General features: G+C 69.4%; 23 protein-coding genes. 7 read left to right on the top strand and 16 right to left on the bottom strand.

Features of this window, described 5'->3' with window-relative positions:
- The first annotated feature begins 10 nt into the window (after nucleotides 1-10).
- Together LXN01_RS13925 and LXN01_RS13920 are read left to right on the top strand one after the other, a co-directional pair.
- The gene (locus LXN01_RS13925; RefSeq protein ID WP_236866014.1) at nucleotides 11-1381 is read left to right on the top strand and encodes an MFS transporter; all 1371 of its coding nucleotides are present in this window, start codon (nucleotides 11-13) and stop codon (nucleotides 1379-1381) included.
- Between the two features lie 118 nt (nucleotides 1382-1499).
- A complete protein-coding gene (locus LXN01_RS13920; protein ID WP_236866013.1) occupies nucleotides 1500-2924 on the top strand; it encodes a DUF1684 domain-containing protein in 1425 nt (474 codons plus the stop codon).
- Between the two features lie 56 nt (nucleotides 2925-2980).
- On the opposite strand, the gene LXN01_RS13915 is transcribed toward LXN01_RS13920, so the two are convergent.
- From LXN01_RS13915 to LXN01_RS13895, 5 genes are all read right to left on the bottom strand, one after another.
- Nucleotides 2981-5065: a xanthine dehydrogenase family protein molybdopterin-binding subunit gene (locus tag LXN01_RS13915; RefSeq protein WP_236866012.1), complete on the bottom strand. Its 2085-nt coding sequence runs from the start codon at nucleotides 5063-5065 to the stop codon at nucleotides 2981-2983.
- Entirely contained in the window at nucleotides 5062-6120 is a 1059-nt protein-coding gene (locus LXN01_RS13910; protein ID WP_236866011.1) for an FAD binding domain-containing protein, read from the bottom strand. The genes LXN01_RS13915 and LXN01_RS13910 overlap by 4 nt, the downstream gene beginning before the upstream one ends.
- The gene (locus LXN01_RS13905; RefSeq protein WP_236866010.1) at nucleotides 6117-6731 is read right to left on the bottom strand and encodes a 2Fe-2S iron-sulfur cluster-binding protein; all 615 of its coding nucleotides are present in this window, start codon (nucleotides 6729-6731) and stop codon (nucleotides 6117-6119) included. The genes LXN01_RS13910 and LXN01_RS13905 overlap by 4 nt, the downstream gene beginning before the upstream one ends.
- Nucleotides 6732-6839: 108 nt before the next feature.
- The gene (locus LXN01_RS13900; RefSeq protein WP_236866009.1) at nucleotides 6840-6977 is read right to left on the bottom strand and encodes a hypothetical protein; all 138 of its coding nucleotides are present in this window, start codon (nucleotides 6975-6977) and stop codon (nucleotides 6840-6842) included.
- On the bottom strand, nucleotides 6974-7378 hold the full coding sequence (locus LXN01_RS13895) for a DUF6597 domain-containing transcriptional factor (RefSeq protein WP_236866008.1): 405 nt from the start codon (nucleotides 7376-7378) through the stop codon (nucleotides 6974-6976). The genes LXN01_RS13900 and LXN01_RS13895 overlap by 4 nt, the downstream gene beginning before the upstream one ends.
- Before the next feature lie 116 nt (nucleotides 7379-7494).
- Between LXN01_RS13895 and LXN01_RS13890 the strand changes: the two genes are divergently transcribed.
- On the top strand, nucleotides 7495-8049 hold the full coding sequence (locus LXN01_RS13890; RefSeq protein WP_236866007.1) for a VOC family protein: 555 nt from the start codon (nucleotides 7495-7497) through the stop codon (nucleotides 8047-8049).
- 9 nt (nucleotides 8050-8058) lie between these two features.
- Here the strand turns inward: LXN01_RS13890 and LXN01_RS13885 are convergent, their stop codons facing one another.
- Nucleotides 8059-10017 carry a M13 family metallopeptidase gene (locus LXN01_RS13885; RefSeq protein WP_236866006.1) on the bottom strand — a complete coding sequence of 653 codons (1959 nt, stop codon included), beginning with the start codon at nucleotides 10015-10017 and terminating at the stop codon, nucleotides 8059-8061.
- A 122-nt stretch (nucleotides 10018-10139) separates the two neighbouring features.
- Between LXN01_RS13885 and LXN01_RS13880 the strand changes: the two genes are divergently transcribed.
- Nucleotides 10140-10808, top strand: coding sequence for a copper resistance CopC family protein (locus LXN01_RS13880; protein WP_236866005.1), 669 nt, complete (start codon nucleotides 10140-10142; stop codon nucleotides 10806-10808).
- A 4-nt stretch (nucleotides 10809-10812) separates the two neighbouring features.
- Here the strand turns inward: LXN01_RS13880 and LXN01_RS13875 are convergent, their stop codons facing one another.
- The 5 genes from LXN01_RS13875 to LXN01_RS13855 form a co-directional block, all read right to left on the bottom strand.
- Nucleotides 10813-11922 carry a glycerate kinase gene (locus tag LXN01_RS13875; RefSeq protein ID WP_236866004.1) on the bottom strand — a complete coding sequence of 370 codons (1110 nt, stop codon included), beginning with the start codon at nucleotides 11920-11922 and terminating at the stop codon, nucleotides 10813-10815.
- A 198-nt stretch (nucleotides 11923-12120) separates the two neighbouring features.
- The gene (locus tag LXN01_RS13870) at nucleotides 12121-13356 is read right to left on the bottom strand and encodes an MFS transporter (RefSeq protein WP_236866003.1); all 1236 of its coding nucleotides are present in this window, start codon (nucleotides 13354-13356) and stop codon (nucleotides 12121-12123) included.
- A 52-nt stretch (nucleotides 13357-13408) separates the two neighbouring features.
- The gene (pgm, locus tag LXN01_RS13865; RefSeq protein WP_236866002.1) at nucleotides 13409-15049 is read right to left on the bottom strand and encodes a phosphoglucomutase (alpha-D-glucose-1,6-bisphosphate-dependent); all 1641 of its coding nucleotides are present in this window, start codon (nucleotides 15047-15049) and stop codon (nucleotides 13409-13411) included.
- A gap of 120 nt (nucleotides 15050-15169) precedes the next feature.
- Nucleotides 15170-15496 (bottom strand): rhodanese-like domain-containing protein, encoded by a 327-nt coding sequence (locus LXN01_RS13860; RefSeq protein WP_236866001.1) that lies wholly within the window; start codon nucleotides 15494-15496, stop codon nucleotides 15170-15172.
- A complete protein-coding gene (locus LXN01_RS13855) occupies nucleotides 15493-16758 on the bottom strand; it encodes an alpha-hydroxy acid oxidase (RefSeq protein WP_236866000.1) in 1266 nt (421 codons plus the stop codon). Before LXN01_RS13855 ends, LXN01_RS13860 begins: the two co-directional genes overlap by 4 nt.
- Nucleotides 16759-16963: 205 nt before the next feature.
- On the opposite strand from LXN01_RS13855, the gene LXN01_RS13850 reads away from it, so the two are divergent.
- Together LXN01_RS13850 and LXN01_RS13845 are read left to right on the top strand one after the other, a co-directional pair.
- On the top strand, nucleotides 16964-18049 hold the full coding sequence (locus LXN01_RS13850) for a M4 family metallopeptidase (protein WP_236865999.1): 1086 nt from the start codon (nucleotides 16964-16966) through the stop codon (nucleotides 18047-18049).
- Entirely contained in the window at nucleotides 18046-18327 is a 282-nt protein-coding gene (locus LXN01_RS13845; protein WP_236865998.1) for a protealysin inhibitor emfourin, read from the top strand. Before LXN01_RS13850 ends, LXN01_RS13845 begins: the two co-directional genes overlap by 4 nt.
- Nucleotides 18328-18416: 89 nt before the next feature.
- On the opposite strand, the gene LXN01_RS13840 is transcribed toward LXN01_RS13845, so the two are convergent.
- From LXN01_RS13840 to LXN01_RS13830, 3 genes are all read right to left on the bottom strand, one after another.
- Nucleotides 18417-18953 carry a DUF421 domain-containing protein gene (locus LXN01_RS13840; protein WP_236865997.1) on the bottom strand — a complete coding sequence of 179 codons (537 nt, stop codon included), beginning with the start codon at nucleotides 18951-18953 and terminating at the stop codon, nucleotides 18417-18419.
- Nucleotides 18954-19114: 161 nt separating this feature from the next.
- Complete coding sequence (locus tag LXN01_RS13835; RefSeq protein WP_236865996.1) at nucleotides 19115-19723, bottom strand: hypothetical protein; 609 nt, start codon at nucleotides 19721-19723, stop codon at nucleotides 19115-19117.
- A 27-nt stretch (nucleotides 19724-19750) separates the two neighbouring features.
- Nucleotides 19751-21442 carry a class I adenylate-forming enzyme family protein gene (locus LXN01_RS13830; protein ID WP_236865995.1) on the bottom strand — a complete coding sequence of 564 codons (1692 nt, stop codon included), beginning with the start codon at nucleotides 21440-21442 and terminating at the stop codon, nucleotides 19751-19753.
- A gap of 234 nt (nucleotides 21443-21676) precedes the next feature.
- Here LXN01_RS13830 and LXN01_RS13825 point away from each other — a divergent pair, with 234 nt between their 5' ends.
- Nucleotides 21677-22966 carry a type 2 periplasmic-binding domain-containing protein gene (locus LXN01_RS13825; RefSeq protein ID WP_236865994.1) on the top strand — a complete coding sequence of 430 codons (1290 nt, stop codon included), beginning with the start codon at nucleotides 21677-21679 and terminating at the stop codon, nucleotides 22964-22966.
- Between the two features lie 120 nt (nucleotides 22967-23086).
- On the opposite strand, the gene scpC is transcribed toward LXN01_RS13825, so the two are convergent.
- Entirely contained in the window at nucleotides 23087-24592 is a 1506-nt protein-coding gene (gene scpC / locus LXN01_RS13820; RefSeq protein WP_236865993.1) for a succinyl-CoA:acetate CoA-transferase ScpC, read from the bottom strand.
- A gap of 165 nt (nucleotides 24593-24757) precedes the next feature.
- Nucleotides 24758-25549, bottom strand: a complete 792-nt coding sequence (locus LXN01_RS13815; RefSeq protein ID WP_236865992.1) for a crotonase/enoyl-CoA hydratase family protein — start codon at nucleotides 25547-25549, stop codon at nucleotides 24758-24760.
- Between the last annotated feature and the right edge of the window lie 45 nt (nucleotides 25550-25594).

Genomic DNA, 25594 nt, shown 5'->3' with positions numbered 1-25594 from the left:
CTAGTCAATCGTGTTCGCCAACCTCAGCCGCGTGTTCGGGTGGGGCTTCCTCCCCATCGCACTCATCGCGAAACTGCCCTTCGCGATGTCGGTCGTCGCGGTCATGACCGCGGTCTCCTCGACCCGCGACAGCTTCACCCTCGCCGGGGCGACGGCGGCGCTGGTCGGGGTCGGCACCGCGCTCCTCGGGCCGCTCCTGGGCGCTGCCGCCGACCGCTGGGGACAGCAGCCGGTCCTCCTCACGACCGCTGTCGCCAACACCGCTGCCCTGTTCGGCCTCGCCTTCGCCCTGCGCGCCGAGGCGCCCGCCGCTGCCGTGCTCATCGCCGGATTCCTCATCGGGGCCAGTGCCCCACAGGCCTCCTCGATGGTCAGGACGCGGTGGCTGCACGCGATCCGGGCGGAGTTCTCCGCCGAGCGCGCCCGCCGCGCGACTACCACAGTGCTCTCCTACGAGTCGATGACCGATGAGCTCGTGTTCGTGTTCGGCCCCGTCCTCGTCGGATTCATCGCGGTCCTCCTCGGCGTGGTCGTGCCCCTCGACTTCGCGGCAGTCCTCACCGTCCTCGGCGTCATCACCTTCGCCCTCCATCCCTCGGTGCGGTACGTGCGCGGGCACGCGCGAACCGTCCTCGGCGCGGACGCTTCGGCACCCGGGAGCGGCTCGGCGGCCGGCGCGGTCTCGGAAGGCGCGGACGCCTCGGGAGCTGACAGGGCTGCGACCGGGGAGCAGCGTGAGGACGTCGCACCGGTCTCGCTGATCTTCCGGCCCGTGGTCCTCGTGCCAGTGGCGGGAATGACGGCCATCGGGCTCTTCTTCGGCTCATCGCTGACGGCGCTGACGAACTTCATGGGCCAGTTCGGGCAGGAGGACGCCACGGGCATCTTCTACGGCATCATGGGCGTGGGCTCGGCGCTGTGTGCGCTCGGAGTCGTCCTGCTGCCGGAGCGGTTCACGTTCGTCGCCCGCTGGCTCGTGTTCTCCGGCCTGGCAGTGGCAGGCTCGCTGCTGCTGATCCCGGCCGAGGGCCTGGGCCTGGTGGTTCCGTCCCTGCTCATCATGGGATGCGGGATCGGCCCCTGCCTGGTCACCCTGTACTCGATCGCCTCGGAGGTGGCGCCGCCCGGGCGGACCACTACGGTGATGGCGATGATGTCGACCGGTGTGGTCGTGGGCCAGTCGGCATCCTCGGCGGCGACCGGAGCGATCGTCGATCTCGCCGGCTACCGCGAGGGCTTCTTCGTGGCGATCGCCGCGCTGTCCCTGCTGCTGGTGCTGGCCCTGGTGCAGGTGATGGTCGACCGCGCCGCGGCAGGAGGCCGGCGAGGCGCCGCACGGGCGAACCCGGTGGGGTCGGAACCGCATCCTCCCGGCGCCTGAACCCGCGGTGCGCCTCCGTGTCCAGCGCCTGCTGCGATGTCCAGCGCCTGCTGCGGTGTACATGGCGCGCTCATCACCTACGATGAAACACGGACTCACCTTCGAGACGAGGACAACCGTGGACCAGTACACCGCAGAATGGCAGGCATGGCATGATGCGCGCGTCGCAGAGCTTGCCACTCCCTTCGGCTGGCTGAGCGTCACCGGACTGATCTGGCTGACGGACGGGGAGCCGGCGACCTGGGAGAACGGACCGGGCACCTTCGTCCGCAACGGCGACTGGGTGCACTTCACCGTGGCCGACGGCATCATGGCAGGACCCGGGAAGGACGCGCTGGAGACGATGAGCCGTCCCAGCGCCGTCGCGGAGGTGCGGATCGACTCGCCCACGCAGATGTCGGCGCGCGTGGCGCACGGGGCCTCCGTCGACTGGATCGTGGTCGAGAGCGTGATGTACGAGCTGTTCAACCGCGGCGGCTGGATCGGCGTGCGGCGGCACGACTCGAAGTCGCCTCTGCTGTCCCGGTTCATCGACATCCCGACCTTCACCCCGGACCTTCGGTGGGTGGTGCCGGCCACCTACATCGAATTCCCGGATCCGATGATCCGCACGGTCCCGACAGCGGCTCCCGGTCTGGAGTTCGATCGGAGCGTCACCGGCGAGGTCCGATTCGAGTTCGAAGGGCATGTGCACCGGCTCAAGACCGAGGGGTCCCGGCAGACCGGCCTGAGCATCCGCTTCCACGACTACACCAACGGCTTCACCACCGCGACGTGGCGCCGGCTCACCACCGGACTGCCCGATGCCGCGGGCACGGTGATCCTCGACTTCAACCGGACCGTCAACGACGGCTTCGCGTTCACCCCCTACGCCACGACCCCCGCACCGGTGCCGGAGAACATCCTGCCGCTGTCGGTCGAAGCCGGCGAGCGCAGGCCCACCCAGACGATGAGCGAGGCGGGCATCAACACCCCGGTCCTGCTCATCGAGACGAGCAGCAGCACCGAGCTCGGCTCGATCGCCGACGACCTCGACTCCCTCGTCGAGCACTTCGAGGACAACGGGCTCGACGTCACCCGGGTGCGGCCGACCGCAGGCGAGGAGCTGCCTCCGCTGGCCGGGTACGAGGCGGTCGTCCTGTTCGGGCTCGATCGCGGGGACCAGTTGACGGCAGAGCAGCGCGCCGAGATCACCGAGGTCCTCACCGACGTCATGGCCGTCCGGCTTCCGGTGGTGGCCGCCGGAGCGTCCGCCGAGCTGCTCGCGCAGGCGGCCAGCCACGAGAGCCTCACCGCCGGCCGGATGACCTTCGCGGGAATGCCCGCCGACCTCGGACGCGTGCCGTTGGCGGTCAGCGCCGAGGTCGCCGATGACTCGCTGTTCCGGAAGAACATCTCCAAGCTCGGCTCCGACGGGATCGGCTACATCGAGATCTCCAAGCTGGCGGGGGAGGCCGAGGCGGGCTCCCGGGCCGAGGCGTACACCGTCACCTGGCGGGACATGGTGGAGCGGTTCGCCCGCCTCGTGCACACGAAGCACTGACGCGGGCGCGCCGGATACCGCACAGCCGGTGAGCGAGGAGGATCCGCCCGGGGACGTCAGCCGAGCAGCTTGTCCGGGGTGATCGGCAGATCGCGCACGCGGATCCCCGTGGCATTGCAGGCGGCGTTGGCGATCGCAGCGGCCGTCCCGACGATCCCGATCTCCCCGATGCCCCGAGCGCCCAGCGGCCCGACATGCTCATCGAACTCGTCGAGCCACACCGCCTCCATGTCCCGCACGTCGGCGTTGGTCGGCACGTGGTATTCGGCGAGGTCGTGGTTGACGACGATGCCGAAGCGCGGATCCATCACGCTCTGCTCGTGCAGCGCCATGCCCAGCCCCATCGTCATCCCGCCCAGGAACTGGGAGCGAGCCGTGCGCGGGTTGATGATCCGCCCCGCCGAGAACACCCCGAGCAGCCGGTCGACCCGGATCTCCCCGGTGTCGGCGTCGACGGACACCTCGGCGAAGTGCGCGCCGAACGAATGCATGGACAGGCCCTCGGTCTCCAGCTGCCTGGGTGACCTGACTCGGACCTCGGCCCCCGCCTCGGGCGCGGTGCCGTGCTCCTCGCGGAACCTGCCCGCCGCGGCCAGGATCGCGCTGCCCCAGCTGGCGGTGCCCGATGACCCGCCGGCCACGGTCGCCATCGGCAGGCTTGAGTCGCCGATCTGCAGCCGGATCTGCTCGACGCCGACGTCGAGACATTCGGCCGCGATCTGGGTCAGGGTGGTCCAGGTGCCGGTGCCGAGGTCCGCTGCTCCGATGTGGACGGCGTACACCCCCTCGCCCTCGTAGCGGATGCGCGCCGAGCTGGCCCGCTGCCGCATGTACGGGTACGTCGCGGACGCCACTCCGATGCCGAGGCGCCGGCGCCCCTCCCAGCGGCTCCCGGGCCGGGAGTTCCGCCGGTCCCACCCGAACCGCTCCGCGCCCAGCCGGAAGCAGTCGAGCAGCCTGCGGTTGGCGAACGGCTTGCCGGTCTCCGGGTCGATCTCCGGCTCATTGCGCTCGCGCAGCTCGATCGGGTCGAGCCCCAGTTCCTCGGCGAGCTCGTCCATCGCGACCTCGAGGCCGAACATCCCGGGGCACTCGCCGGGCGCGCGCATCCATGACGGGATCGGGACATCGAGCGCGGCCACCCGGTGGGAGGTGCGCCGGTGCTCGGCGGCGTACATCATCCGCGCCGGCGAGGCCGCCTGCTCGACGAACTCCTTGATCCGGGAGGTCTGCACGACCACGTCGACGGCGAGTGCCGCCAGCCGACCGCTCGGGTCGGCGCCGAGCTGCACGCGCTGGATGGTCGGCGAACGGTACCCGGCCACGGAGAACATCTGCTGCCGGGTGAGCGCGAACTTCACTGCCCGGCCGCGCAGCCGCTGGGCGGCGAGTGCGGTGAGCACGAGGTTGGCGTGGGGGAGGCCTTTGGACCCGAAGCCGCCGCCGACGTGCGGGGCGATGACGTGGACGTCGTCCGGGGGCAGCCCGAACACCGGCGCGATCGCCATTCGGACGGGATGGACTCCCTGGGTCGACTCGTAGAGCGTCAGTCCCTCGTCGTTCCACAGCGCGATCGTGGTGTGGGGCTCCATCGGATTGTTGTTCTCCCACGGGGTCGAATACATCCGATCGAGCTTCACCGCCGCCTGTTCCAGCACCGCGTCCGCGTCACCGGTGGCGGTGTCGGTGGCCTTGCCCGCGTTGACCTGCTCCGGGGCGTAGAGCTCCGGATGGTCCCACCGCAGCTCCGCGTCGTGCTCCGAGACCTCGTAGTCGACGGTGACCAGGCCGGCCGCGTGCCGGGCGATCTCCGGCGTGTCAGCGACCACGGCCGCGAGGAACTGCCCGCGGAACCCGATCTCGGGACCCTGCAGGATCGCGTACTCGGCGTCGGAGGCGTCGGCCAGCCGGGGCGCGTTCTCGTGCGTCATGACATCGACGACGCCGGAGAGGGAGGAGGCGCGGGAGGTGTCGATGGAGCGCACGGACCCGCGCGCGATCGTCGCCTGCACGGGGTGGAGGTAGAGGGGGCTCTCGACGGGCTGCTCGAAGGCGTAGGCGGCGGTGCCGGTGACCTTCGCTGGGCCGTCGATCCGGGTCAGTCCCGCGTTCGTCGCTGACGGGGAGACGGTGATGCTCATCGCGCCGGCTCCTGATCGTGAGGTCCCGCGGTGAGCTCGCGGAGCACCGCCACGAGAGTGCTGCGGGCCATCGGGATCTTGAAGGCGTTGTCCCGCAGCGGCCGGGCGGCGGCGAGCTCCGCCTCGGCGGCCCGGCGGAACGCGTCCTCGGCGGCGGGTGCGCCGCGGAGGACGTCTTCGGCGCGCTCCGCCCGCCACGGGCGGTGGGCGACTCCGCCGAGCACGATGCGGCAGTCGGCGATGCGCGGTGCGGCGTCGGCTGCCCCGCTGTCCTCGGCCGCCAGCTCGACGACCGCCGCCACCGACACCAGCGCGAAGGCGTAGGAGGCGCGGTCGCGGACCTTGCGGTAGGTGGACCGGAGGCGTTCCTGGCCGGCCCCGATGTCTGCGGACCACCGCGCCGGCAGCTCGACGGCGGTGATGAGCTCGCCATGCTCGAGCACCGTGTCACGCGACGGCTCATCGCCCGGCAGGCGATGGAATTCGGCCAGCGGGATCCGGCGCTCACCGTTCCGACCGGTCGTCACCACGACGGCGTCATAGGCGAGCATCGCCACCGCCATGTCGGAGGGGTGCACGGCGACGCAGTGCTCCGAGGCGCCGAGGATCGCGTGGTAGCGGGTGTAGCCGTCGAGCGCGGAGCACCCGCTGCCCGGCTCGCGCTTGCTGCACGGGGTGGTGACGTCCTGGAAGTACACGCACCGGGTGCGCTGCAGCAGGTTGCCGCCGGTCGTGGCGAGGTTGCGCAGCTGACCCGAGGCACCCGACAGCAGCGCCTGGGACAGGGCGGGGAAGCGCTCCCGGATCAGCGGGTGGGCGGCCAGCTCGCTGTTGGTCACGGTGGCCCCGACGCGCACCCCGCCGTCGGGCAGCTCGGTGACCTCATCGAGCGGCAGCCGGCGGATGTCGATCAGCGCCTCCGGACTGGCGACGCCGAGCTTGAGGTGGTCGACGAGGTTGGTGCCGCCGGCGAGGAAGGCGGCGCCGGGGCGTGCAGCGACGGCGGTGACGGCGCCGTCGATGTCAGTGGCACGTGCGTAGTCGAAGGGATTCACGAGGCGCCCTCCTCGGCCGGCCGCGAGTGCGGGTGGGGTACGGCGCTCCGATCGGCGCCGGCTGCGTGGGCCGCGGCCTGGCTGATCGCGGCGCGGATGTTGACGTAGGCCCCGCAGCGGCAGATGTTGCCGCTCATCCGCTCGCGGATCTCGTCATCGGTGAGGAGGACCTCGCCGTCCTCGCCGTCCTCGCCGTCCTCGCCGTCCGACTCGAACGCGGACGCGGAAGCGGTGACGTGGCTGGGGTGGCCGGCGGCCGCCTCGGCGAGCATGCCGACGGCCGAGCAGATCTGGCCCGGCGTGCAGTAGCCGCACTGGAAACCGTCGTGCTCGATGAACGCCTGCTGCATCGGGTGCAGCGCGGCCCCGGCTCCCAGGCCGGCTGCGGTGGTGATCGCGCAGCCGTCGGCGGCCACGGCCAGCAGCAGGCAGGAGTTCACCCGGCTGCCGTCGAGGAGGACGGTGCATGCGCCGCACTGGCCGTGATCGCAGCCCTTCTTCGGGGAGGTGACTCCCAGCCGCTCGCGCAGGGCGTCCAGGACAGTGGTGCGGGTGTCGACCGAGAGCTCGCGCGGCTCACCGTCGACCTCCAGGGTGATCGGGATCTTCACGTGCGCTCCCTCGCTTCGTTGCGTCGGTGGGATCGGGGCGCCGGACCGGCGGAATCTGCTCCGGACGCAAGGCGCCCTGGCGCCAACCTAACGGAACCGCGGTGAGGGTCACAAGGCCTCGGGAGCGACTGGAACGTCTCCGGCGATGAGCTGCCCGGGACTGCAGCCGGCCAGCTGGGCGACCTCGCGGCAGAGATGGGCCTGGTCGGCGTAGCCGCAGGCGAGGGCCACTTCGGTCGGCGTCATCCCGGATCCGCGGCAGGCCGCGCGCAGCAGGCCGACCGCGCGCTCGAAGCGCACAAGAGATCCCACAGCTCGGCGGCCGGCAGGCGCAGCAGGGCCGCCGAACCCAGCGGGGACAGGCTGATCGCCACGCCTTCCTGGCTGCCGCTGTGGGCGATGAGCGCCGAGGAGGCCTGGAGTCCGCTGATCACCGTCCGGTAGCGCTCGGGCGGTTGGGCCGCGTTCGTCTGCCGGACCACGTCGATCGGGGTGCCGATGCTGATGATGAACGTCATGTGCCGGGACGGCAGGCCCCGGTGCACGGCCGGCGGCTGACCGAGCAGCCGGTATCCCACGTAGTCGTCGATCAGTCCTCGAAGCGCCGGAGCAGGCTCCCGCCGGACCCACTCCTCGACCGAGTCCATGTGTTCACGGTAGACCTGCGGCGAAGGGGCCGACAAGAGCCGAGGAGCCCGCCGGCGGAGCGAAGCTGTCGCGAATCTTCAAGGCAGCGGCGGACGGGCGATCGTAGTGTCGAAGCATGAATGCAGACACAACACCCCAGCGAGGGGTCACCGGAGAGCACACCACCAGGGGGATTCCGCACGGATCCACGAGCCTGACCCCGTTCCTGGCCGTCCCGAATGCCCGCGACGCGATCGAGTTCTACCGGTCGGTGTTCGGCGCCCGGATCGTGGACGTCTCCGAGCTGGGCGGCGTCGTGGTCCACGCGGAGCTCGACTTCGGCAGCGGCAGGCTGCAGCTCGGCGAGCCCAATCCGAGCTTCGGCCTCGTGCCGATGCCCGAGGGCGACGAGGACTGCCTTTCGATGGGTCTCTACTGCGAGGATGTCGATGACACCGTCGCGCGCGCCGAACAGGCAGGGGCGACGATCCGCGAACCCGTGGGCACCTTCGTGTCCGGGGACCGGTTCGCCTCCATCCGCGACCCGTTCGGCGTGCGGTGGTCGATCATGTCCCGCGTCGAGGACCTGTCCGAGGCGGAGAGCTCCCGTCGCGTGGCCGAATGGCTCGCGGCCCAGGAGGCCGCTGGCCAGCAGGAGGCTGCCGCCGGGCAGGAGGCTGCCGGCAGCTGATCGGGAGGGTCAGCTCCAGATGCTGACCCGCTCCTCCGGCTCCAGGTACATCGGATCGCCCGGCCGCACATCGAACACCTTGACGAAGGCGTCCATGTTCTTGACGATCTGGTTGCACCGGAACTCCTCGGGGGAGTGCGGGTCGACGCTCAGGCGCCGGAGGCGTTCCTCCTTGCGGAATTTCGAGCGCCAGGCGCCGGCCCATGCGTAGAAGAACTCGCGTCCTTCTGCCTCGGTGACCTCGCGGCCCTGCTCCTCGGCGAGGATGTGGAGTGCCTTCCAGGCGATCGACAGCCCGCCGAGGTCGCCGATGTTCTCGCCGACCGTCAGGGCTCCGTTGACGTGGTGCGCGTCGTCGATCCCCGCGGGGACGAGGGCGTCGAACTGATCGATGAGGTTCTCGGTGCGCTCCATGAACCGCTCCCGGTCCGCGGGGGTCCACCAGTCCACGAGGTTGCCGTCGCCGTCGTAGCGCGATCCCTGGTCGTCGAACCCGTGTCCGATCTCGTGCCCGATGACCGCGCCGATCGCGCCGTAGTTCGCGGCGTCGGACCCATGGGGATCGAAGAAGGGCGGCTGCAGGATCGCGGCCGGGAAGACGATCTCGTTCATCACCGGGTGGTAGTAGGCGTTGACGGTCTGCGGGGTCATGAGCCATTCGGTGCGATCGATCTGATTGCCGATCCGCTCGATGTGCCGCTGGTGCTCCGCCGCCCTGGCCCGCTTGACGTTGCCGATGAGGTCGTCGGCGATCATCTCTGCCGGATACTCGCGCCACTTGTCCGGGTAGCCGACCTTGGGGGTGAACTTCGCCAGCTTCTCCAGCGCCCGCCGCTTGGTGTCCTCGCCCATCCAGGCAAGGTTCGTGATCGAGACCTCGTAGGCACGGATGAGCTTGTCGACGAGGTCCCGAATGGCTGACTTCGACTCCGGCGGGAACTCCTGCTGCACATAGAGCTTGCCGACCGCCTCGCCCAGCATGCCCTCGACCAGCCCCACTCCGCGCTTCCAGCGCTCCCGCTGGGTCGGGGTGCCCGACAGGGTGCGGCCGTAGAAGTCGAAGCTCTCCTCGACGAACTCCTCCGGCAGCAGGCCTGCGAAGGACTCGATGACGCCGAACTGGAGCCACGCCTTGAGATCCGCCAGCGGAGTCGCGGACCATTCCAGCGCCATGCCGGTCATGAAGGACGGCTGGGAGACGACGAGCTGGCTGACATCGGTGGTCTCGGAGCCGCCGAACCACGCCTCGAAGTCGAAGCCCTCGGCGAGCTCGTCGAGTTCGAACCGGGCGAACTTGTTGTAGGTCGCCTCGGCATCGCGATTGGCCACCCGATCCCAGTGGTGCTTCGCCAGCCGGGTCTCGAAGTCCATCACGAGCTCGGCGAGCTCCTCGTGCGAGCGTCCGGAATGCTCCGGGAGGTCGGCCAGCTCGGAGACCTTCGCGACGTGGCGCTTGAACGCCTCGCGGATCTCCGCGTACTTGTCCTCCTTGTAGTACGTCTCGTCCGGCAGGTGCAGACCGGCCTGGGAGACATACAGGGCGTAGACGTCCGACTCCTTGGCATCCGGCGACACGAAGGCACCGACGAGGCCGGGGCCGCCGGTGCGCTCGAAGTTGCCGAGCAGGCTGGCCAGCTCCGAGTGGCTGGAGGCGTCGACGATGTTCTGCAGCTCGACGCGGATCGGATCGAGACCGCGCGCGGTGACGGTGTCGGTGTCCATGAAGGAGGTGTACAGGGCGGCGATCTTCTGCGCCTCGGATCCGGGTTCGTGCTCACCGTCGGCCAGCCCGGTGATGAGGTCGCGGACCTTGATCTCGGCCGCGTCGTAGAGGGTGCGCATGGTGCCGTCACCGGCGCGGTCCTCCGGGATCTCGAAGCTGTCGAGCCAGGCGCCGTTGACATGGCGGAACAGATCTGTCCGAGCGTCGACCGCCGGGTCACCGTAGGGCAGGGAATTTTCTCTCATACAGTCCAACCTATCCCGCACCGGCAGATCGTGACATCCCGGGCGCGCCGCGGGGCCGCATCGCCAAGGCGGCCGTCCATGGTCGATAATGGAGGCAATCCGCTTATCGATTGGAGTACTCCGTGACCGTTCGCAGCACACGATTCCCCCTCCTCGCCCTGGCTGCCTCATTCTTCGTCGCCCTCGGGCTGATGTTCGCCCCGGCGGCGCTTGCCCACGATCAGCTGATCGCCAGCAATCCTGAGGACGGCTCTGAGCTCGAGCAGCAGCCCGACTGGCTGGAGCTCGAGTTCAGCGGTGAGATCCAGGAGATGGGCGCTGAGATCCAGGTGATGGAGAACGGCGAGCGGGACGTGTCGGCCGGGGAGATCGCCGTCGAGGGCGCGACACTCACCTCCGCCCTGCCGGACGATCTGGCGCCGGCCGAATACTCCGTGATCTGGCGGGTCGTCTCCTCCGACGGCCATCCGATCAGCGGGGAGTTCACCTTCACCCTCAAGGACGACAGCGGCGCCGGCGGCGAGGTCGAGAGCAGTGACCCGGCCAAGAGCAGTGACCCGTCCGAGACCGGTCTCGGCCTGGGAGCGGGTGCGGTCGACGAGGAGCCGCAGCAGGGCAGCGAGGATCGCGGCGAGCTCGAATCGGGCGATGCGCAGAACACTGCCGGCGGCGTGTCCACGCCGATGATCGTGCTGCTGGGCGTGGGTGCCCTGGCGATCGTCGTCATGGTCGTCCTGCTGCTGGTCCGCAAGAACCGCGGACTCCCGGGCACCGAGGACGACGCCAAGTAGGACCTCAGCCGCTCAGCGACCCCACCAGCTCTCGAGCGACCGCCTCGAGGACCGGACCGGGGTCGCTGAGGCAGGTTGCGAGGTCCGCGTGATCGGTCATGGGGTGCAGCCCGGCCAGTCCGCGGACCTCCGCGCTGGCGGCCGTGAACTCGCTCGAGCCGCACACGACGCGGACCGGCACTGCCGCCTCGGCGGCGGCGGAGATGACGGCGCCGGGGCCCTTGCCGGACAGCGTCTGCGCGTCGAAGCGGCCCTCCCCGGTCACCACGAGCTCAGCCTGGCCCAGCGCCTGGTCGAAGCCGATCAGATCCATCACGTACTCGGCGCCGGGCACCGGTTCCGCGCCCAGCACCGCGAAGGCGGCGAAGCCCACCCCGCCGGCCGCACCGGCGCCCGGACGCACTGCGTGGGACTCATCGTCGGCCAGCAGTCCGGCGAATCCGGCGAGCGCCGCATCCAGCCGCGCCACGTCCTCCGGAACGGCGCCCTTCTGGGGGCCGTAGACCGCGGCGGCCCCCGCGTCGCCGAGGAGCGGGTTCTCCACGTCCGAGGCGAGGATCACCCGAGCGGTTCCGTCCCGCAGCCGCGGGTCGAGTCCCCTGAGATCGACGCGGGCGAGTCGCGTCAGGCCTGCGCCGCCGGGCGACACCGGAATCCCCCTGCGGTCGAGGAACTCCACCCCGAGCGCGCGGAGCATGCCGGCGCCGCCGTCGGTGGTCGCCGAACCGCCCACTGCCAGCACGATCCGGGTGCAGCCGGCGTCGAGCGCCGCGCGGATGAGCTCGCCGGTGCCGATCGACGTCGAGTGCAGGGCGGTTCCGCGAGTGGGCTGAATGAGCGCGAGGCCCGAGGCCTGCGCCATCTCGATGACTGCGGTGTCCCGGCGCCGTGCCCACACCGCGGTGACGCGCTCGCCCAGCGGACCGGTGACCTCCGCCTGCTGCTCGGAGAAGCCCGAGGAGACGGCGGCGGCGACGGTGCCGTCCCCGCCGTCGGCGATCGGTAGGGAGCGGACGTGGTGTCCGGCCTCGGCGAGGGGTGGTGTCAGGTGGGCGTGCACCTCGGCGGCGGTGAGCGTGCCCTTGAATTTGTCGCAGGCCAGGAGGATGTGCATAGCCATACCCTAGTGGGGTCTGCGGGGGAGGAGGCCGGGCGGCGGGTGTCGAAAGCCGTGACGGCCCGACACTTTCTCAGCCGGACCGCCACGGCTCGTCAAGTGTAACCGGTCAGTAACTCAGTGCGCTCTGTGATCCACAGCACTGCTCGGCCGCAGTTCTGCCGGTGCCGGCCGGTGGGCCGGGTCCTTCCCGGGTCACTGGTCCGAGGTGTCGATGACGGTGCGCCCGGCTCGGGCGGTGTGGCTGCTGACCTGCGGATCCATCGCGCGGATGAAGATCACCGCCACCAGGGCCGAGGCGGTCGAGGCGGCGACCATGACGATGACGGCCGCGCGGGCGCCCGCGGCATCGATGACGATGCCGGACAGTGCCGAGCCGATCGCGACTCCGAAGCCGAGCGAGGTGCTGATCCACGCGAGCGCCTCGGTGAGACGCTGCGGCGGGGCGAGCTCCTTGATCACCGAGGAGGCTGCGATGAGGGTGGGTGCGATCGTCAGGCCGACGAGGAACATCACGATCGCGAAGCTCACCATGTCGCGGCCGAGGAAGAGCAGCCAGGTGGAGGCCGCGAGCAGCACCAGGAGCACCGTGAAGCGATGGTGGACCCGCGACTTCCAGGTGCGCGCGCCGTAGATCGCCCCGGCGAGCAGCGAACCGGCTGCGAAGGCGCTCAGCAGCAGGCCGGCCAGCGCCTTCCGTCCCTGTTCCTCCGCGAAGGCGACGGCGATGACGTCGAGGGCGCCGAAGTTGATGCCGAGCAGCACCTGGGCGACGACGACGATGAAGATCCCGAGGTTGGTGAGGACCTTCCCGCGGTCGGAGCCCGTGCTCCGGTGCGGGACGGGCTCGGTCGACCTCTGCGAGTAGAACAGGACCGAGCCGATGGTCGTCGTCGCCATCGAGAAGAGGATGCCGGCCGGCGGGAACACCGCGGTCGCCAGTGCGGTGACGAGCACCGGTCCGGACACGAAGAGGATCTCGTCGGCCACCGCCTCCCAGCTGAACGCGGTGTCGAGCTGGCGCGTCGTGGTGGTCACTGCGTTCCACCGGGCCCGCACGAGCGAGCCCAGCGAGCCGACGGTCGCGCCGGCCAGGGCGGCGAAGGCGAACACCAGGCCGAACCACCAGTCGGCGTAGACGGTGACGAGCAGTCCCGTCAGCGCCAGGAGGTGGACGATGACCACCGGGATCATGACTCGGGCCTGGCCGAACCGATCGACGAGGCGGGCGATGAAGGGATTGGTGACCGCCTGCGCGACCATGAAGGTGGCGGTGACGATGCCGGCGATGCCGTAGGAGCCGGAGACGCCCTGGATGAAGAGCACGATGCCCAGGCCGAGGACGGCGATCGGGAAGCGCGCGATCAGCCCGGCGAGGGAGAATCTCAGCGCCCCGGGCAGCGCGAAGATCTCCTGGTAGTTGCGCAGCACCAGTGAAGTCTAGCCCTGTGCCCGGACCGCCGGAGCCGAGGGCATCGCGGCGTCAGCTGATCACGGAGTCGACGACGGCCTTGGCCTCCTGCTGCACCTGCGCGAGGTGGTCCGGACCTCTGAATGACTCGGCGTAGATCTTGTAGACGTCCTCGGTGCCGGACGGGCGGGCGGCGAACCAGGCGCTGTCCGTGGTCACCTTGAGGCCGCCGATCGCCGCCGAGTTGCCCGGCGCCTCGGTGAGCTTGGCGGTGATCGGCTCGCCGGCCAGGGTATCGGCGGTGACCTGCTCGGGGCTGAGCTTCTTGAGGGCGGACTTCTGCTCCCGGGTGGCGGGTGCATCGACGCGGGCGTAGGCGCTGGAGCCGAACTCCCGCTCGAGGCCGGCGAACCGCTGAGAGGGGGTGTCGCCGGTGACGGCGGTGATCTCCGCGGCGAGCAGCGCGAGCAGGATGCCGTCCTTGTCGGTGGTCCACACCTTGCCATCGAAGGTGAGGAACGAAGCCCCCGCCGACTCCTCGCCGCCGAAGCCGACCGAGCCGTCCAGCAGCCCCTGGACGAACCACTTGAATCCGACCGGCACCTCGTAGAGCCTCCGGCCCCGGGCGGCGGCGACCTTGTCGATGAGCGAGGAGGACACGAGCGTCTTGCCGACAGCCGCCTGAGCGGACCACCGGGGGCGATGGCTGAACAGGTAGTCGATCGCGACCGCGAGGTAGTGATTGGGATTCATCAGGCCGGCGTCGGGGGTGACGATGCCGTGGCGATCGGCGTCGGCATCATTGCCGGTGGCGATGTCGTAGTCGTCGCGGCCGGCGATCAGGGAGGCCATTGCGCTGGGGGAGGAGCAGTCCATCCGGATCTTCTCGTCCCAGTCGAGCGTCATGAACGACCAGGTCGGATCCACATCCGGGTTGACCACTTCGAGGTTGAGGTCGAGCGCCTCCGCGATGGCGGCCCAGTAGTCGACACTGGCCCCGCCCATCGGGTCGGCGCCGATGTGCAGCCCGGACTGCCGGATGGCCGGGATGTCGATGGCGAGCCCGAGGTCCTCGACGTAGCTCGAGGTGTAGTCGAAGTTCGTGGTGTTGTCGAGGTGGAAGGCGCGTTGGAAGGGAGTTCGGGGAACGGACCGCCACCCGGTCTCCAGCAGCTCATTGGCGCGGTTCTCGATCCACCCGGTGGCGTCGGAGTCGGCGGGTCCGCCGTGCGGCGGGTTGTACTTGAACCCGCCGTCCGACGGCGGGTTGTGGCTCGGCGTGATGACGATGCCGTCGGCCTGGCCCTGCGCGGCGCCCCGGGCGGCATTGTGCTTGAGGATCGCCCGGGAGAGGACCGGGGTCGGGGTGTAGCCGTCGCGGTCGTCGATCATCGTGGGCACCTCGGCGGCGGCGAGGACCTCCAGTGCGGTCAGCAGCGCCGGTTCGCTCAGTGCATGGGTGTCGCGGCCGATGTACAGCGGGCCGGTGTAGCCCTGGCGAGAGCGGTACTCGACGATGGCGGCGGTGATGGCCGCGATATGGGCCTCGTTGAACGATCCCCTGAGGCTCGAACCCCGGTGACCCGAGGTGCCGAACGCCACCCGCTGGCCCGGGTCCGAAGGGTCCGGGACGATGTCGTGATACGCGTCGAGCAGGTGGGGGATGTCGACGAGATCGGATTCTTCAGCGGGGAGGCCGGCACGTGAGGTCATGAGCTCCACTGTGCCAAACCGGGGTGGGCGAGAGTAGCCGGGACGCGAAATGTCTCGCCATGTGGTCCGCTGCCGGGATCGCCGGCCGGGGCGGCTGAATCCTGCGGGAAGTGCCCCAGGCTACTTCACCCAGGGCTCCGCGCCGGTCTCTGAGACGATCGGCTTGCCGTGATCGAGGTTCCAGGCGCCCATTCCGCCCTTGACGTCGATCGCGTCGAAGCCGTTCTGGTTCAGCCAGGAGACCGCCATCCGGGACCGGCCGCCGGTGCGGCAGATGACGTAGACGTCCTCGTCCATCGGCACCTCGCCGTAGCGGGCCGGCAGATCACCGAGCGGGATGTGCTGCGCGCCTTCGATGTGTCCGGCCGCGTACTCGTCGTCCTCGCGGACGTCGAGGATGTTCGCATCCTCCGGAATGTCTGTCACCTTGGCGCTGGGTTCACTCATGATTCCAGTGTAGACCGCGCGGAGTCGGTCGGTTCAACCTTCTGAAGGCGGGTGAGCTGGGTGACGTGGGAGGGTGCGAGCTCCTCGATCGAGGACACCTGGAGCAGCTTCATGGTGCGCTCGACCTGGTCGGCGAGGATCTCGATGACCCGGTCGACGCCTTCCCGGCCGCCGGCCATCAGGCCGTAGAGGTAGGCCCGGCCGATGAGGGTGAACCTCGCGCCCAGGGCGATCGAGGCGACTATGTCGGCCCCGGACATGATGCCGGTGTCGACCATCACCTCGGTGTCGCGGCCGACCTCGCGGGCCACTCCGGGCAGCAGGCGGAACGGGACCGGAGCGCGGTCGAGCTGGCGGCCGCCGTGGTTGGACAGCACGATCCCGTCGACGCCGAGGTCAGCGAGCTTCTTGGCGTCCTCGAGGGTCTGGACGCCCTTGACCACGAACCTGCCCGGCCACATGCTGCGGATCTCGGCCAGGTCCTCGTAGTCGATGGTCGGATCCATTGCGGAGTCGATGAGCTCGCCGACGGTGCCGCCGGTCTCCTTGAGGGAGGCGAATTCGAGCTTGGCGGTGGTGAGGAAGTCCCACCACCACCAGGGGCGCGGAATCGCGTTGAGCACGGTGTTGATGCTCAGCTGCGGCGGGATCGAGAAGCCGTTGCGGGTGTCGCGCAGGCGGGCGCCGGCGACGGGGGTGTCCACGGTGAAGAAGAGGGTGTCGAATCCGGCAGCCGCGGCGCGCTCGACCAGCCCGAAGGAGATCTCGCGGTCGCGCATGACGTAGAGCTGGAACCAGTTGCGGCCGAGCGGATTGGCGGCGGCGACGTCCTCGATCGAGGTGGTGCCCAGTGTGGACAGGGTGAAGGGAATGCCGGCTGCTCCGGCTGCGCCGGCGCCTGCGGTCTCGCCCTCGGTCTGCATGAGTCGGGTGAATCCGGTGGGGGCGATGCCGAAGGGCAGGGCGGAGCTGCCGCCGAGGATCTGGGTGGAGGTGTCGACGCGGGAGACGTCGGTGAGGATGCCGGGATGGAATTCGACGTCCTCGAACGCCTGCCGCGCGCGGGTCAGGGAGAGCTCCTCCTCTGCGGCGCCGTCGGTGTAGTCGAACGCGGCCGCAGGCGTGCGGCGCTGGGCGATCCGGCGCAGATCTGCCACTGTCAGCGCCGAGGCCAGGCGGCGCTTCTTGGGGTTGGGCTCGAACTTCCGGAACTGCATGAGCTCGAGGATCTCGGCCGGACGGGGCAGCTGTCTCTTCACCATGGATGGGGTCTCCGTTGACGACTGGCGGTGGGCACTGCCCACTACTGTAATCCAGGCCTCCACGCCGCCGCGTGGCCGCGGGCGGGTGACGGAACCCTTCGGGAGGTGAGCGCGGGAAGAGGGCCGTTCCGATGCGTTGTCCGTGTCAGCGGGCTGTTGTGTGTCAGCGGGCTGTTGTAATGTCGGCCTCCACGCGGGAGGTCTTATGACGCACTTCATCGTTCCACCCCATCTGCTCAGGCGGATCGCCGCACTCGACGAGGAGTCGGCCGGCCCCGCCCCGACGGCCGCGCGGCGGGCACTGCGGGAGATCGACGATCTCCACCGCTTCCGCGTCGCGGCTGCGAAGGAGCCCACCGTCCGTCCCAGATCCGCCGTCGCCGCGCGCTCGCCCGGCCTGCTCGCGCCCTCCAGGCGGATCTCCGATGCGCAGTGCACCGAGTCGCTGCCGGGTGTGCTCGTCCGCGCGGAGGGTCAGGACCCGACAGGCGACCCCGCTGTCGACGAGGCCTACGAACACCTCGGCGACACCTATCGCTACTTCGCCGAGGTGCACGGCCGCGATTCCATGGACGGGCTGGGAATGCCGCTGCCGGCCACCGTCCACTACGGGGTGCGCTACGAGAACGCGTTCTGGGACGGCACCCGGATGGTGTTCGGGGACGGGGACGGGGTGATCTTCAACCGCTTCACCGCCTCGCTGTCCGTCGTCGCTCACGAACTGGTGCACGGGATGACCCAGTTCGTCACCCAGCTGTCCTATCACGGCCAGGCCGGAGCGATCCACGAGTCCGTGTCCGACGTGTTCGGGGCGCTGGTCGAGCAGTACAGCCGCAGCCAGACCGCGGGGCAGGCGCATTGGCTGATCGGTGCGGAGCTGTTCACCCCTCGGGTCAGCGGCGCGGCGATCCGTTCGATGGCCGCGCCCGGCACCGCTTACGACGACGAGCGGCTGGGCCGGGATCCGCAGCCGGCGACGATGGACGGCTATCTCGACACCGAGGAGGACAGCGGCGGAGTCCACCTGAACTCCGGGATTCCCAACCACGCCTTCTATCGGGCCGCGGTTGCGCTGGGCGGCTACGTGTGGGAGCACGTCGGACGCGTCTGGTACGACACCGTGACGGTCGCGGACCTGCCGTCCGACTGCAGCTTCTCCCTGTTCGCGGAGGCGACCCGCACCGCGGCCGAACGGCGCTTCGGTTCGGGCTCTGCCGTCACCAGCGCCGTTGAGCAGGCCTGGGACGAGGTGGGTGTCCGGCTGCCCGGCCGGAGTCAGGTGCTGTCATGAGGATCGAGGTGACGCGCAGCGGCGGCTTCGCGGGAATGCGGCGGAGTTGGAGCGTGCAGCCGAAAGGGCCCGACGAGCACCGCTGGTGCCGGCTGCTCGACGCCTGTCCGTGGGATGAGGCTGAGGAGAGCCGGCCAGGTGCCGTCGGCTCGCCGGGGGCGGATCGCTTCGTCTACGCGATCGAGACTCCCGAGCACAGCATCACGCTGCCGGAGTCCTCGCTGGTGGGCCCCTGGCGCGAGCTGGTCGAGTGGGTGCAGGCATCGGACGGGGGATAGCGGGGATCGTGCAGATCGACGCCGGACAGTCGCGGCAGGACAGCGACGACGGCCTCTGATACCGGGTCATCTCTGCGCTCCGTGCCGGGTCAGTCCTGGTCGGAGCCCCAGTCGTGCTGGTGACTGCCCGGCGGTTCGTCCGCGGCCTGCTTCTTCGTGACGATGCTGAAGCTGCCGTTGGGCTCGATGTAGGCCCGCTGCACCTCGGACGGATCCTCCAGGCCCTGGAGCCGCAGCTGGGACATGACCTCCTCGTAGGTGATGAATTCCCGACGCATCGTCCTGCGGACCAGCTTTCCGTCGACGATGAGCGGCTGCGGGCCGGACTTCAGCAGCCGTGCGAACCGCGGGAACCGATAGCCGAGCGCATCGATGACGATGCTCCAGAACAGGATGACGACGACGAGGATGAAGCCGTCAGCGATCGTCTGGCTGTCACCGGTCATGCCGGTGCTCGCCGCGTCCGCGATGAGCACGACGACGAGGAGGTCGGTGACTCCGACGCCCCCGGATTCCCGACGACCGACGATCCGGATGAGGATGTACAGCAGCAGAAAGGTGATCGTTCCGCGAGCGACGAGTTCGAGCACCGACATGCTCGGCGTCAGCCAATCCGACCAGTTCATGTTCCATGCTCCCAGCTCGGGCTGCGCAGCAGCAGACTGCCCACTGCCGGCTGCAGCGGGTACACCTGTCATTATCGTGCGAGAGCGCGTGAACCGGGGCGGCGAAGCACGTCATGGTGGAGTGGAAGAACCGCCGGCGCGAGAATGCCGGCCGGGAAAGCTCAGAGAGGGCTGGGGATGGGCCCGTCCCAGTCCGGCGGTGCCAGCGGGATCTCTCCTGCGCGATGCTTGTCCTCCACCCGCCGGGCCAGTGCCAGGACCTGGGCGTTGCGCGTGTGCTGCCGGTGGTTCGAGGCCACCTTGCTCCCGAAGGCTAGGGCAGTCGCCGCCCCGACGAGCAGGAACCAGAACAGGCCGGCGGCCAGGCGCCCGGGCTTGAAGATCTCCTCGACCAGAGCCAGCATCACGATCCAGCCGAAGAAGGCGATCACGCCGCGGATCCCGAGAGCGGGAATGTAGGAGGGGGTGGTGATCTGGGCGGTGCGGTACAGGCGGTGGGCGCCGCGGCGGAACTCGGCCACGGACGTCTGCGGCAGGGCATCCACCTCGGGGTAGAACGGCTCCTCCGCCGGCCGATCACGGGTGCTGCGGATCAGCTCGACGACGGCCGCAGTCAGCGATCCGAGGCCGATCAGGCCGCCGATCGCCAGTACCGCGGGCAGCAGGCCGGTGCCATACAGGACGAAGCCGGCGACCACGGACAGGGCGCAGACGGCGTGCAGGGCGAGCCGACCCGCCTCGATCTCCCGCACCATGGACTGCGCGCTCATGCTGCCACCTCCGACTGTGCCCGCTGCTCAGAGCAGACTGCGCAGCTCGGTCTTGAGAATCTTGCCGGCCGCCGAGGTCGGCAGTGCGCCCACCAGGTGCACCTCGCGGAGCTTCTGGTACGGCAGCACCCGCTGCGCTACCCAGTCCATGAGCGACTCCGGCGTCACCGAGCTGTCCGGACGAGCGACGACGAACGCCACGGGGATCTCCCCGGCCTCTCCCGCCGGCCTGCCGATGACGGCGACCTGCGCCACCTCGGGATGGCCCGCGGCAATGTCCTCCAGCTCGCGCGGATAGACGTTGTAGCCCTTGTAGATCAGCATGTCCTTGGCGCGGTCGTGGATCCGGACGAACCCCTCCTCGTCCCGTGACGCGATGTCACCCGTGCGCAGCCAGCCGTCGACGTACTGCGCTGCGGTCTGCTCAGGCGCGTTGCTGTAGCCGTCGGTGACCTGCGGTCCGCGCACCCAGAGCTCGCCCTCCTCGCCGTCGGGCAGGACACGGGTGCCCGTGGTGTCCCGGATCTCGATCTCGGTGTCGCACACCGGGATGCCCACCGACCCGACCTTCTGCACGGTGCCCGGCTGGACCGGCGTGGAGGTCACCATGCAGGTCGCCTCGGTCAGGCCGTAGCCTTCGCCGACCACGGCGTTGGGCATCGCCACCCCGATCCGGGCGATCGACGTCGAGTCGAGCGGTGCCGCCCCGGAGATCGCGAGCTTCATGCTCGGCATGGTCTGGCCCGTCTTGGCGCAGTGGGCTGACACTGCCAGGTACATGGGCGGGTTGCCGGAGGCGTAGGCCGCCTCCCAGGTGTTCGTCAGCTCGACGAAGGTCTGCGGGTCGAACCGGCCGGCCAGCACGATGGTGACGCCGCCGAGCATGAACATTCCGCCGCTCGTCAGGCCCTGCGCGTGGAACAGCGGCGGCACCTGGATGGTGGCCGACTGCCCGGGCACCACGTACGGGGTGCCGAGATCGGGGATCGGTGCCAGGCGGAGCAGGCCGTCCGCGGCGCGCTCCACGGTCGAGTGCAGGCGCCACGCGGCCATCTGGGTGATGTTGGCGATGACATTGCGATGAAGGACGCGCACACCCTTCGACTTGCCCGTGGTCCCGCCGGTGTAGGCGTAGTGGGCGACGTCATCGGGGCCGGCGATCACCGGTTCGAAGTCGGGGGCCGAGGCAGCGATCACCTCGGCGAGAGACCGGTAGGGGCCGGAGCCCATGACCTCGGCGGCCCGCTGCAGCTGGGCGTCGTCGGCCCCGGCCGCCCAGGAGGACGGGGAGATAAGCACGCGAGACAGACGGAGCTCCTGCTCCGCCTCCAGCAGAGGAGCGAGGTGGGCAGGGTGGGTGACGACCGCCTCGGCGCCGGCGTCGGCCAGCTGACGCGCCAGCGCGGCAGCCGGCTGCAGCGGATTGACCAGGGTGACGGCTGCGCCGGTCAGCAGTGCGCCGTAGTAGGCGGTGAAGTAGTGCAGGACATTGGGCAGGTGCAGGCCGACGACGCTGCCGGGGCCGATCCCCGCGTCGTGCAGCTCAGCGGCGACGGACAGCGCATGGGCATGGAGCTGCGCATAGCTGAGCTGCTCGGGACCATCGACGACGGCGGCGCGCTCACCGTAGCTGCCGGCAGCGGCGATCAGGACCTCGGGTACCGCGGCGGGCTGGTAGGAGAGGTGCTCCGGCATCCCCGGCGGGAAGTAGTGCGTCAATGTATGCCCTTCCTTGCGCATGCTGTGCAGTCCGGATCAATCCTAACTTAACGATTGTTCAGGACCGGCTCGGGTGCGGTTGACGGGTACTTATCGAACGTTCATACTGTAGTCCACCCAGGGATGTTCGGCGGAGGTCTCGCCGGGCCCGAGCTCGCAGAAGAGCCGGGACCGCGCCCTGGAGCAGGCGACTGCGCCGGACGCAGAGTTCGGGGCAAGACTCGAGGGGTTCTCATGACAACATTCAAACGACGTTCGCGCGCCGCTGCGGTGGTCGCAGGCGCGGCCGCCGCAGCGCTCGCAGTCACCGGCTGTGCCGGTTCGGCCGGCGGCGGTGGCACGGGAGCCGAGGGCGGCAGCGGCGAGGGCTACGAATACGGAGCCTCTGCCGAGGAGATCAAGGCCGCGTTCGCCGACGTGGATCCGGTCACCATCAAGTACCAGCCCTCAGCGCAGTCGGCGAAGGGACCCGAGGCGTACCGCGCGCAGGCCTTCATCGAGAACCTGGAAACCCTCTCCGACGGCAAGATCACCGTGGACACCACCTACGCGCAGGGCATCGCGGGCTACACGGAGCTTCCCGACGCCCTGGTCGACGGCCGCGTCGACGTGGCCTACATGCTGCCGATCTACCAGCCCGACCAGTTCCCGATCTTCCAGGCCTGGGTCACCGGCACCACCCTGACCGGCACCTCGCCGCTCGTGGACGAGCTGGCCGCGAACGCCGCGATCGGTGAACTCACCTGGAACGACGAGAACCTCGTGAATGAGTTCCGCGACCAGGGGATCGAGCCGCTGAACCTGTTCAACGCCGCCGGTGCCGTGTTGACGCTGTGCTCCGAGGAGCACTCGACCGCGGAGGACTGGGACGGCAACCAGGTACGCGCCTCGTCGGTGGCCCAGACCGAGCAGCTCAACGCCCTCGATGCCTCGCCGGTGTCCCTGCAGTACACGGAGACCTTCGAGGCGCTCCAGCGGGGCACGGTCGACTGCACCCTGTCGACCACCCTGGCCGCTGACTCGGGCGGGTTCATCGAGGTCGCGCCGAACATCGGCTACACCACCGATGTGACCTTCGCCCGCGGGCCGGGCGGCGTGTACGCGGGAAGCGCCTGGAACTCGTGGCCCCTGGCAGTGCAGCAGCTGGTCTTCGACTCGATGCAGGATGAGTTCATCCAGTCGCGCCGCGGAGACCTCGGCGGCAACTATGTCGCCGCCCAGACGGTGCGCGAGCAGGGCGGATCCTTCAAGGAGATGGACCAGGAGCTGCAGGACCGGCTCAAGGAGTCGTCGGTGGGACTCGTCGACGGTGAGGTCGAGGAGGGCCGTCTTCCGGAGGGCGCGACTCAGGACATCCCGGCGTCGATGGAGGAATGGCGCGGAGTGGCCCAGGAGCTCGGCTACAAGGACGAGGGCACCTTCGCCGACTACGACGAGTGGTACGACATGGAGGACGAGGACTTCATCGACCCGTTCGGCGAGCGGTACTTCGAAGAGGTCATGCTCCCGCACCGCCCGAGCTGATCGCGTACGGCACCGGACGGTAACGCCGGAAGCCGGGCTGTAACGCCAAGAGTCGGGCTGTGACGCCGAAGGGCTGGAGTGACGCGATGGATTGCGTCACTCCAGCCCTTCGTGCTGCGGTCACATCTGGCCGCTGTCGAGGAAGTTGGTGTGCCAGCTCAGAGCCTCGGACAGGATGTGCGGCGAGTGGCCGGCTCCCTTCGATGCGGCGATCGCGCGGTCGAGGTAGTCGTGCAGCCGATCCCGGTAGTCGGGGTGTGCGCAGTTGTCGATGACGCGGCGGGCCCGCTTGATCGGCGACGTGCCGCGCAGATCGGCGATCCCCTGCTCGGTGACCAGAACGTGCACGTCGTGCTCGGTGTGGTCGACGTGGGAGGCCATGGGCACGATCGTGGAGATCACCCCGTTCTTGGCGGTCGACGGCGACACGAAGAAGTTGAGGAAGGCATTGCGGGCGAAGTCGCCGGAGCCGCCGATCCCGTTGAGCATCCGCGAGCCGGAGACGTGGGTGGAATTCACGTGCCCGTAGATGTCGGCCTCGACCATGCCGTTGATCGCGATGAGCCCCAGCCGGCGGACGATCTCCGGGTGGTTCGACATCTCCTGGGGGCGCAGCAGGATGCGGCCCTTGTACGACTCGATATTCGCGTTGAAGTTCTCCGCTGCCTCGCGCGAGAGGCTGAAGGCGGTGGCCGAGATCGAGTCGAGAGTGCCCGTGTCGAGCAGCCCCAGCAGGTTGTCCTGGATCACCTCGGTGTAGGAGGTGAGGTGCTCGAACTCCGAGGTCTTCAGCCCGTCGAGCACGGCGTTGGCGACATTGCCGCTGCCGGACTGGATGGGCAGCAGGGTGTCGGGCATGCGTCCGGCTCGCACCTCGTGGCGGAGGAAGTCGATGAGGTATCCCGCCATCGCCTCCGACTTCTCGTCCACGGGCGCGAAGGCGTTGTCCCTGTCCGGCGCGTTGGTCTCCACGATGGCGACGACCTTCTTGGGGTCGACGCGCAGATAGGGGTCCCCGATGCGCTGGTCGGGTCGCAGGATCTCGATCGGGTTCCGGCGCGGAGGGAGCTGGGTGCCGTAGTAGACGTCGTGGAAGCCCTCGTACTCGCGAGGGTGCCACTCGTTGACCTCGAGGATGACTTTGTCCGCCTGGTCGAGCCAGGTCTTGTTGTTGCCCACGGAGGAGCCGGGGACGAGCAGCCCGTTGGGCAGGACTGCGGCGACCTCGATGACGGCCACATCGAGCTTCCCGTAGTAGCCGAACCACACCTGCTGGGCGAGGTGGCTCAGGTGGGTGTCGATGAACTCGACGTCGCCCGCGTTGATGGCTCGACGCATGTCCGGGTCGGTGTTGAAGGGAGCTCGCAGGTGCACGCCCTTGGCCTTGGCGAGCACGCCGTCGAGCTCCTGCGAAGTGGAGGCACCGGTGAGCAGTCCGATGGTGAACTCGTCGCCCGCCGCGTGTGCGGCGGTCATGCGCTGGGCGAGTTCGCCCGGAACCGCCTTCGGATAACCGCTGCCGGTGAAGCCGCTCATGCCCACGTTGTCTCCGTGGCTGATGAACTTCGCCGCCTCAGCCGCGGTGGTGACCTTTTCGGACAGGACTGGGCATGTGATTCTCGACATGGCTGAATGGTCTCAACTCGTTCTGGTTCTCACCAAACGCGAAGCGGTGCGGGAGCGTCCGCGGTGCGAAACATCACACCCCCGGCCGGACTCCTGCAGGAAGTCGGGCCGGGGGTGCGGTGTGGTCGGCTGGGGCTGTCAGCCCGCGGTCGAGCGAGCGTCAGGTCACTTGCCGGTCCAGCGCGGTGCGCGCTTCTCGGCGAAGGCGGTTGCGCCTTCCTTGGCGTCGGCGGATGTGAACACCGGGTCGACGATGGCGGACTGCTTGGCGAACTTCTCCTCGGTGGACCAGTCGGCCGATTCGACGATGACCTGCTTGGAGGCCTTGACCGCCAGCGGACCATTGGCGGCGATCGTCTGCGCGAGCTCGATGGCGGCGTCGAGGGCCTGGCCGTCGCCGACGATGCGGTTGACGAATCCGTTGGTCTTGCCGAATTCCGCGGAGTAGATGTCGCCGGTCAGGGCCATCTCCATGGCCACGGCGCGGTGGGTGCGCTGCGGCAGTGTCACCAGTCCGCCGGCGGCCGCGGCCAGGCCGCGCTTGACCTCGGGGATGCCGAACTTCGCGGTGTCGGCTGCGACGACGAGGTCGCAGGCGAGCATCGTCTCGAAGCCGCCGGCCAGGGCGTAGCCCTCGACCGCTGCGATGATCGGCTTCTTCGGCGGCTGCTCGGTCAGTGAGAGGAAGCCGCGGCCCTCGACCGAGGGACGCTCTCCGCGGACGAAGCCCTTGAGGTCCATGCCGGAGCAGAAGGTGTTGCCGGCGCCGGTGATGACGGCGACGAACAGCTCGTCGCTGCTCTCGAAGTCGTCGAGGATCTCGGCCATCTTCTTGGCCATGTTCTCGGTGGCGGCGTTCTTGGCCTTGGGTCGGTTGAGGGTGATGATGAGGACCTGGCCGCGGACCTCGGTCAGCACCTCGTCCTGCACGGTGGTCGTCTCAGTGGTCTCGGTCATGAGAGTGTCTCCTTCGGTTTCTTCGACATTGAAGCGGGATCGCCT

It is taken from the genome of Brevibacterium daeguense (assembly GCF_021729135.1).
GTDB lineage: Bacteria > Actinomycetota > Actinomycetes > Actinomycetales > Brevibacteriaceae > Brevibacterium > Brevibacterium daeguense.
Note: the sequence above shows the minus strand (reverse complement) of the source record. Positions and strands in the feature narration are given on the sequence as shown.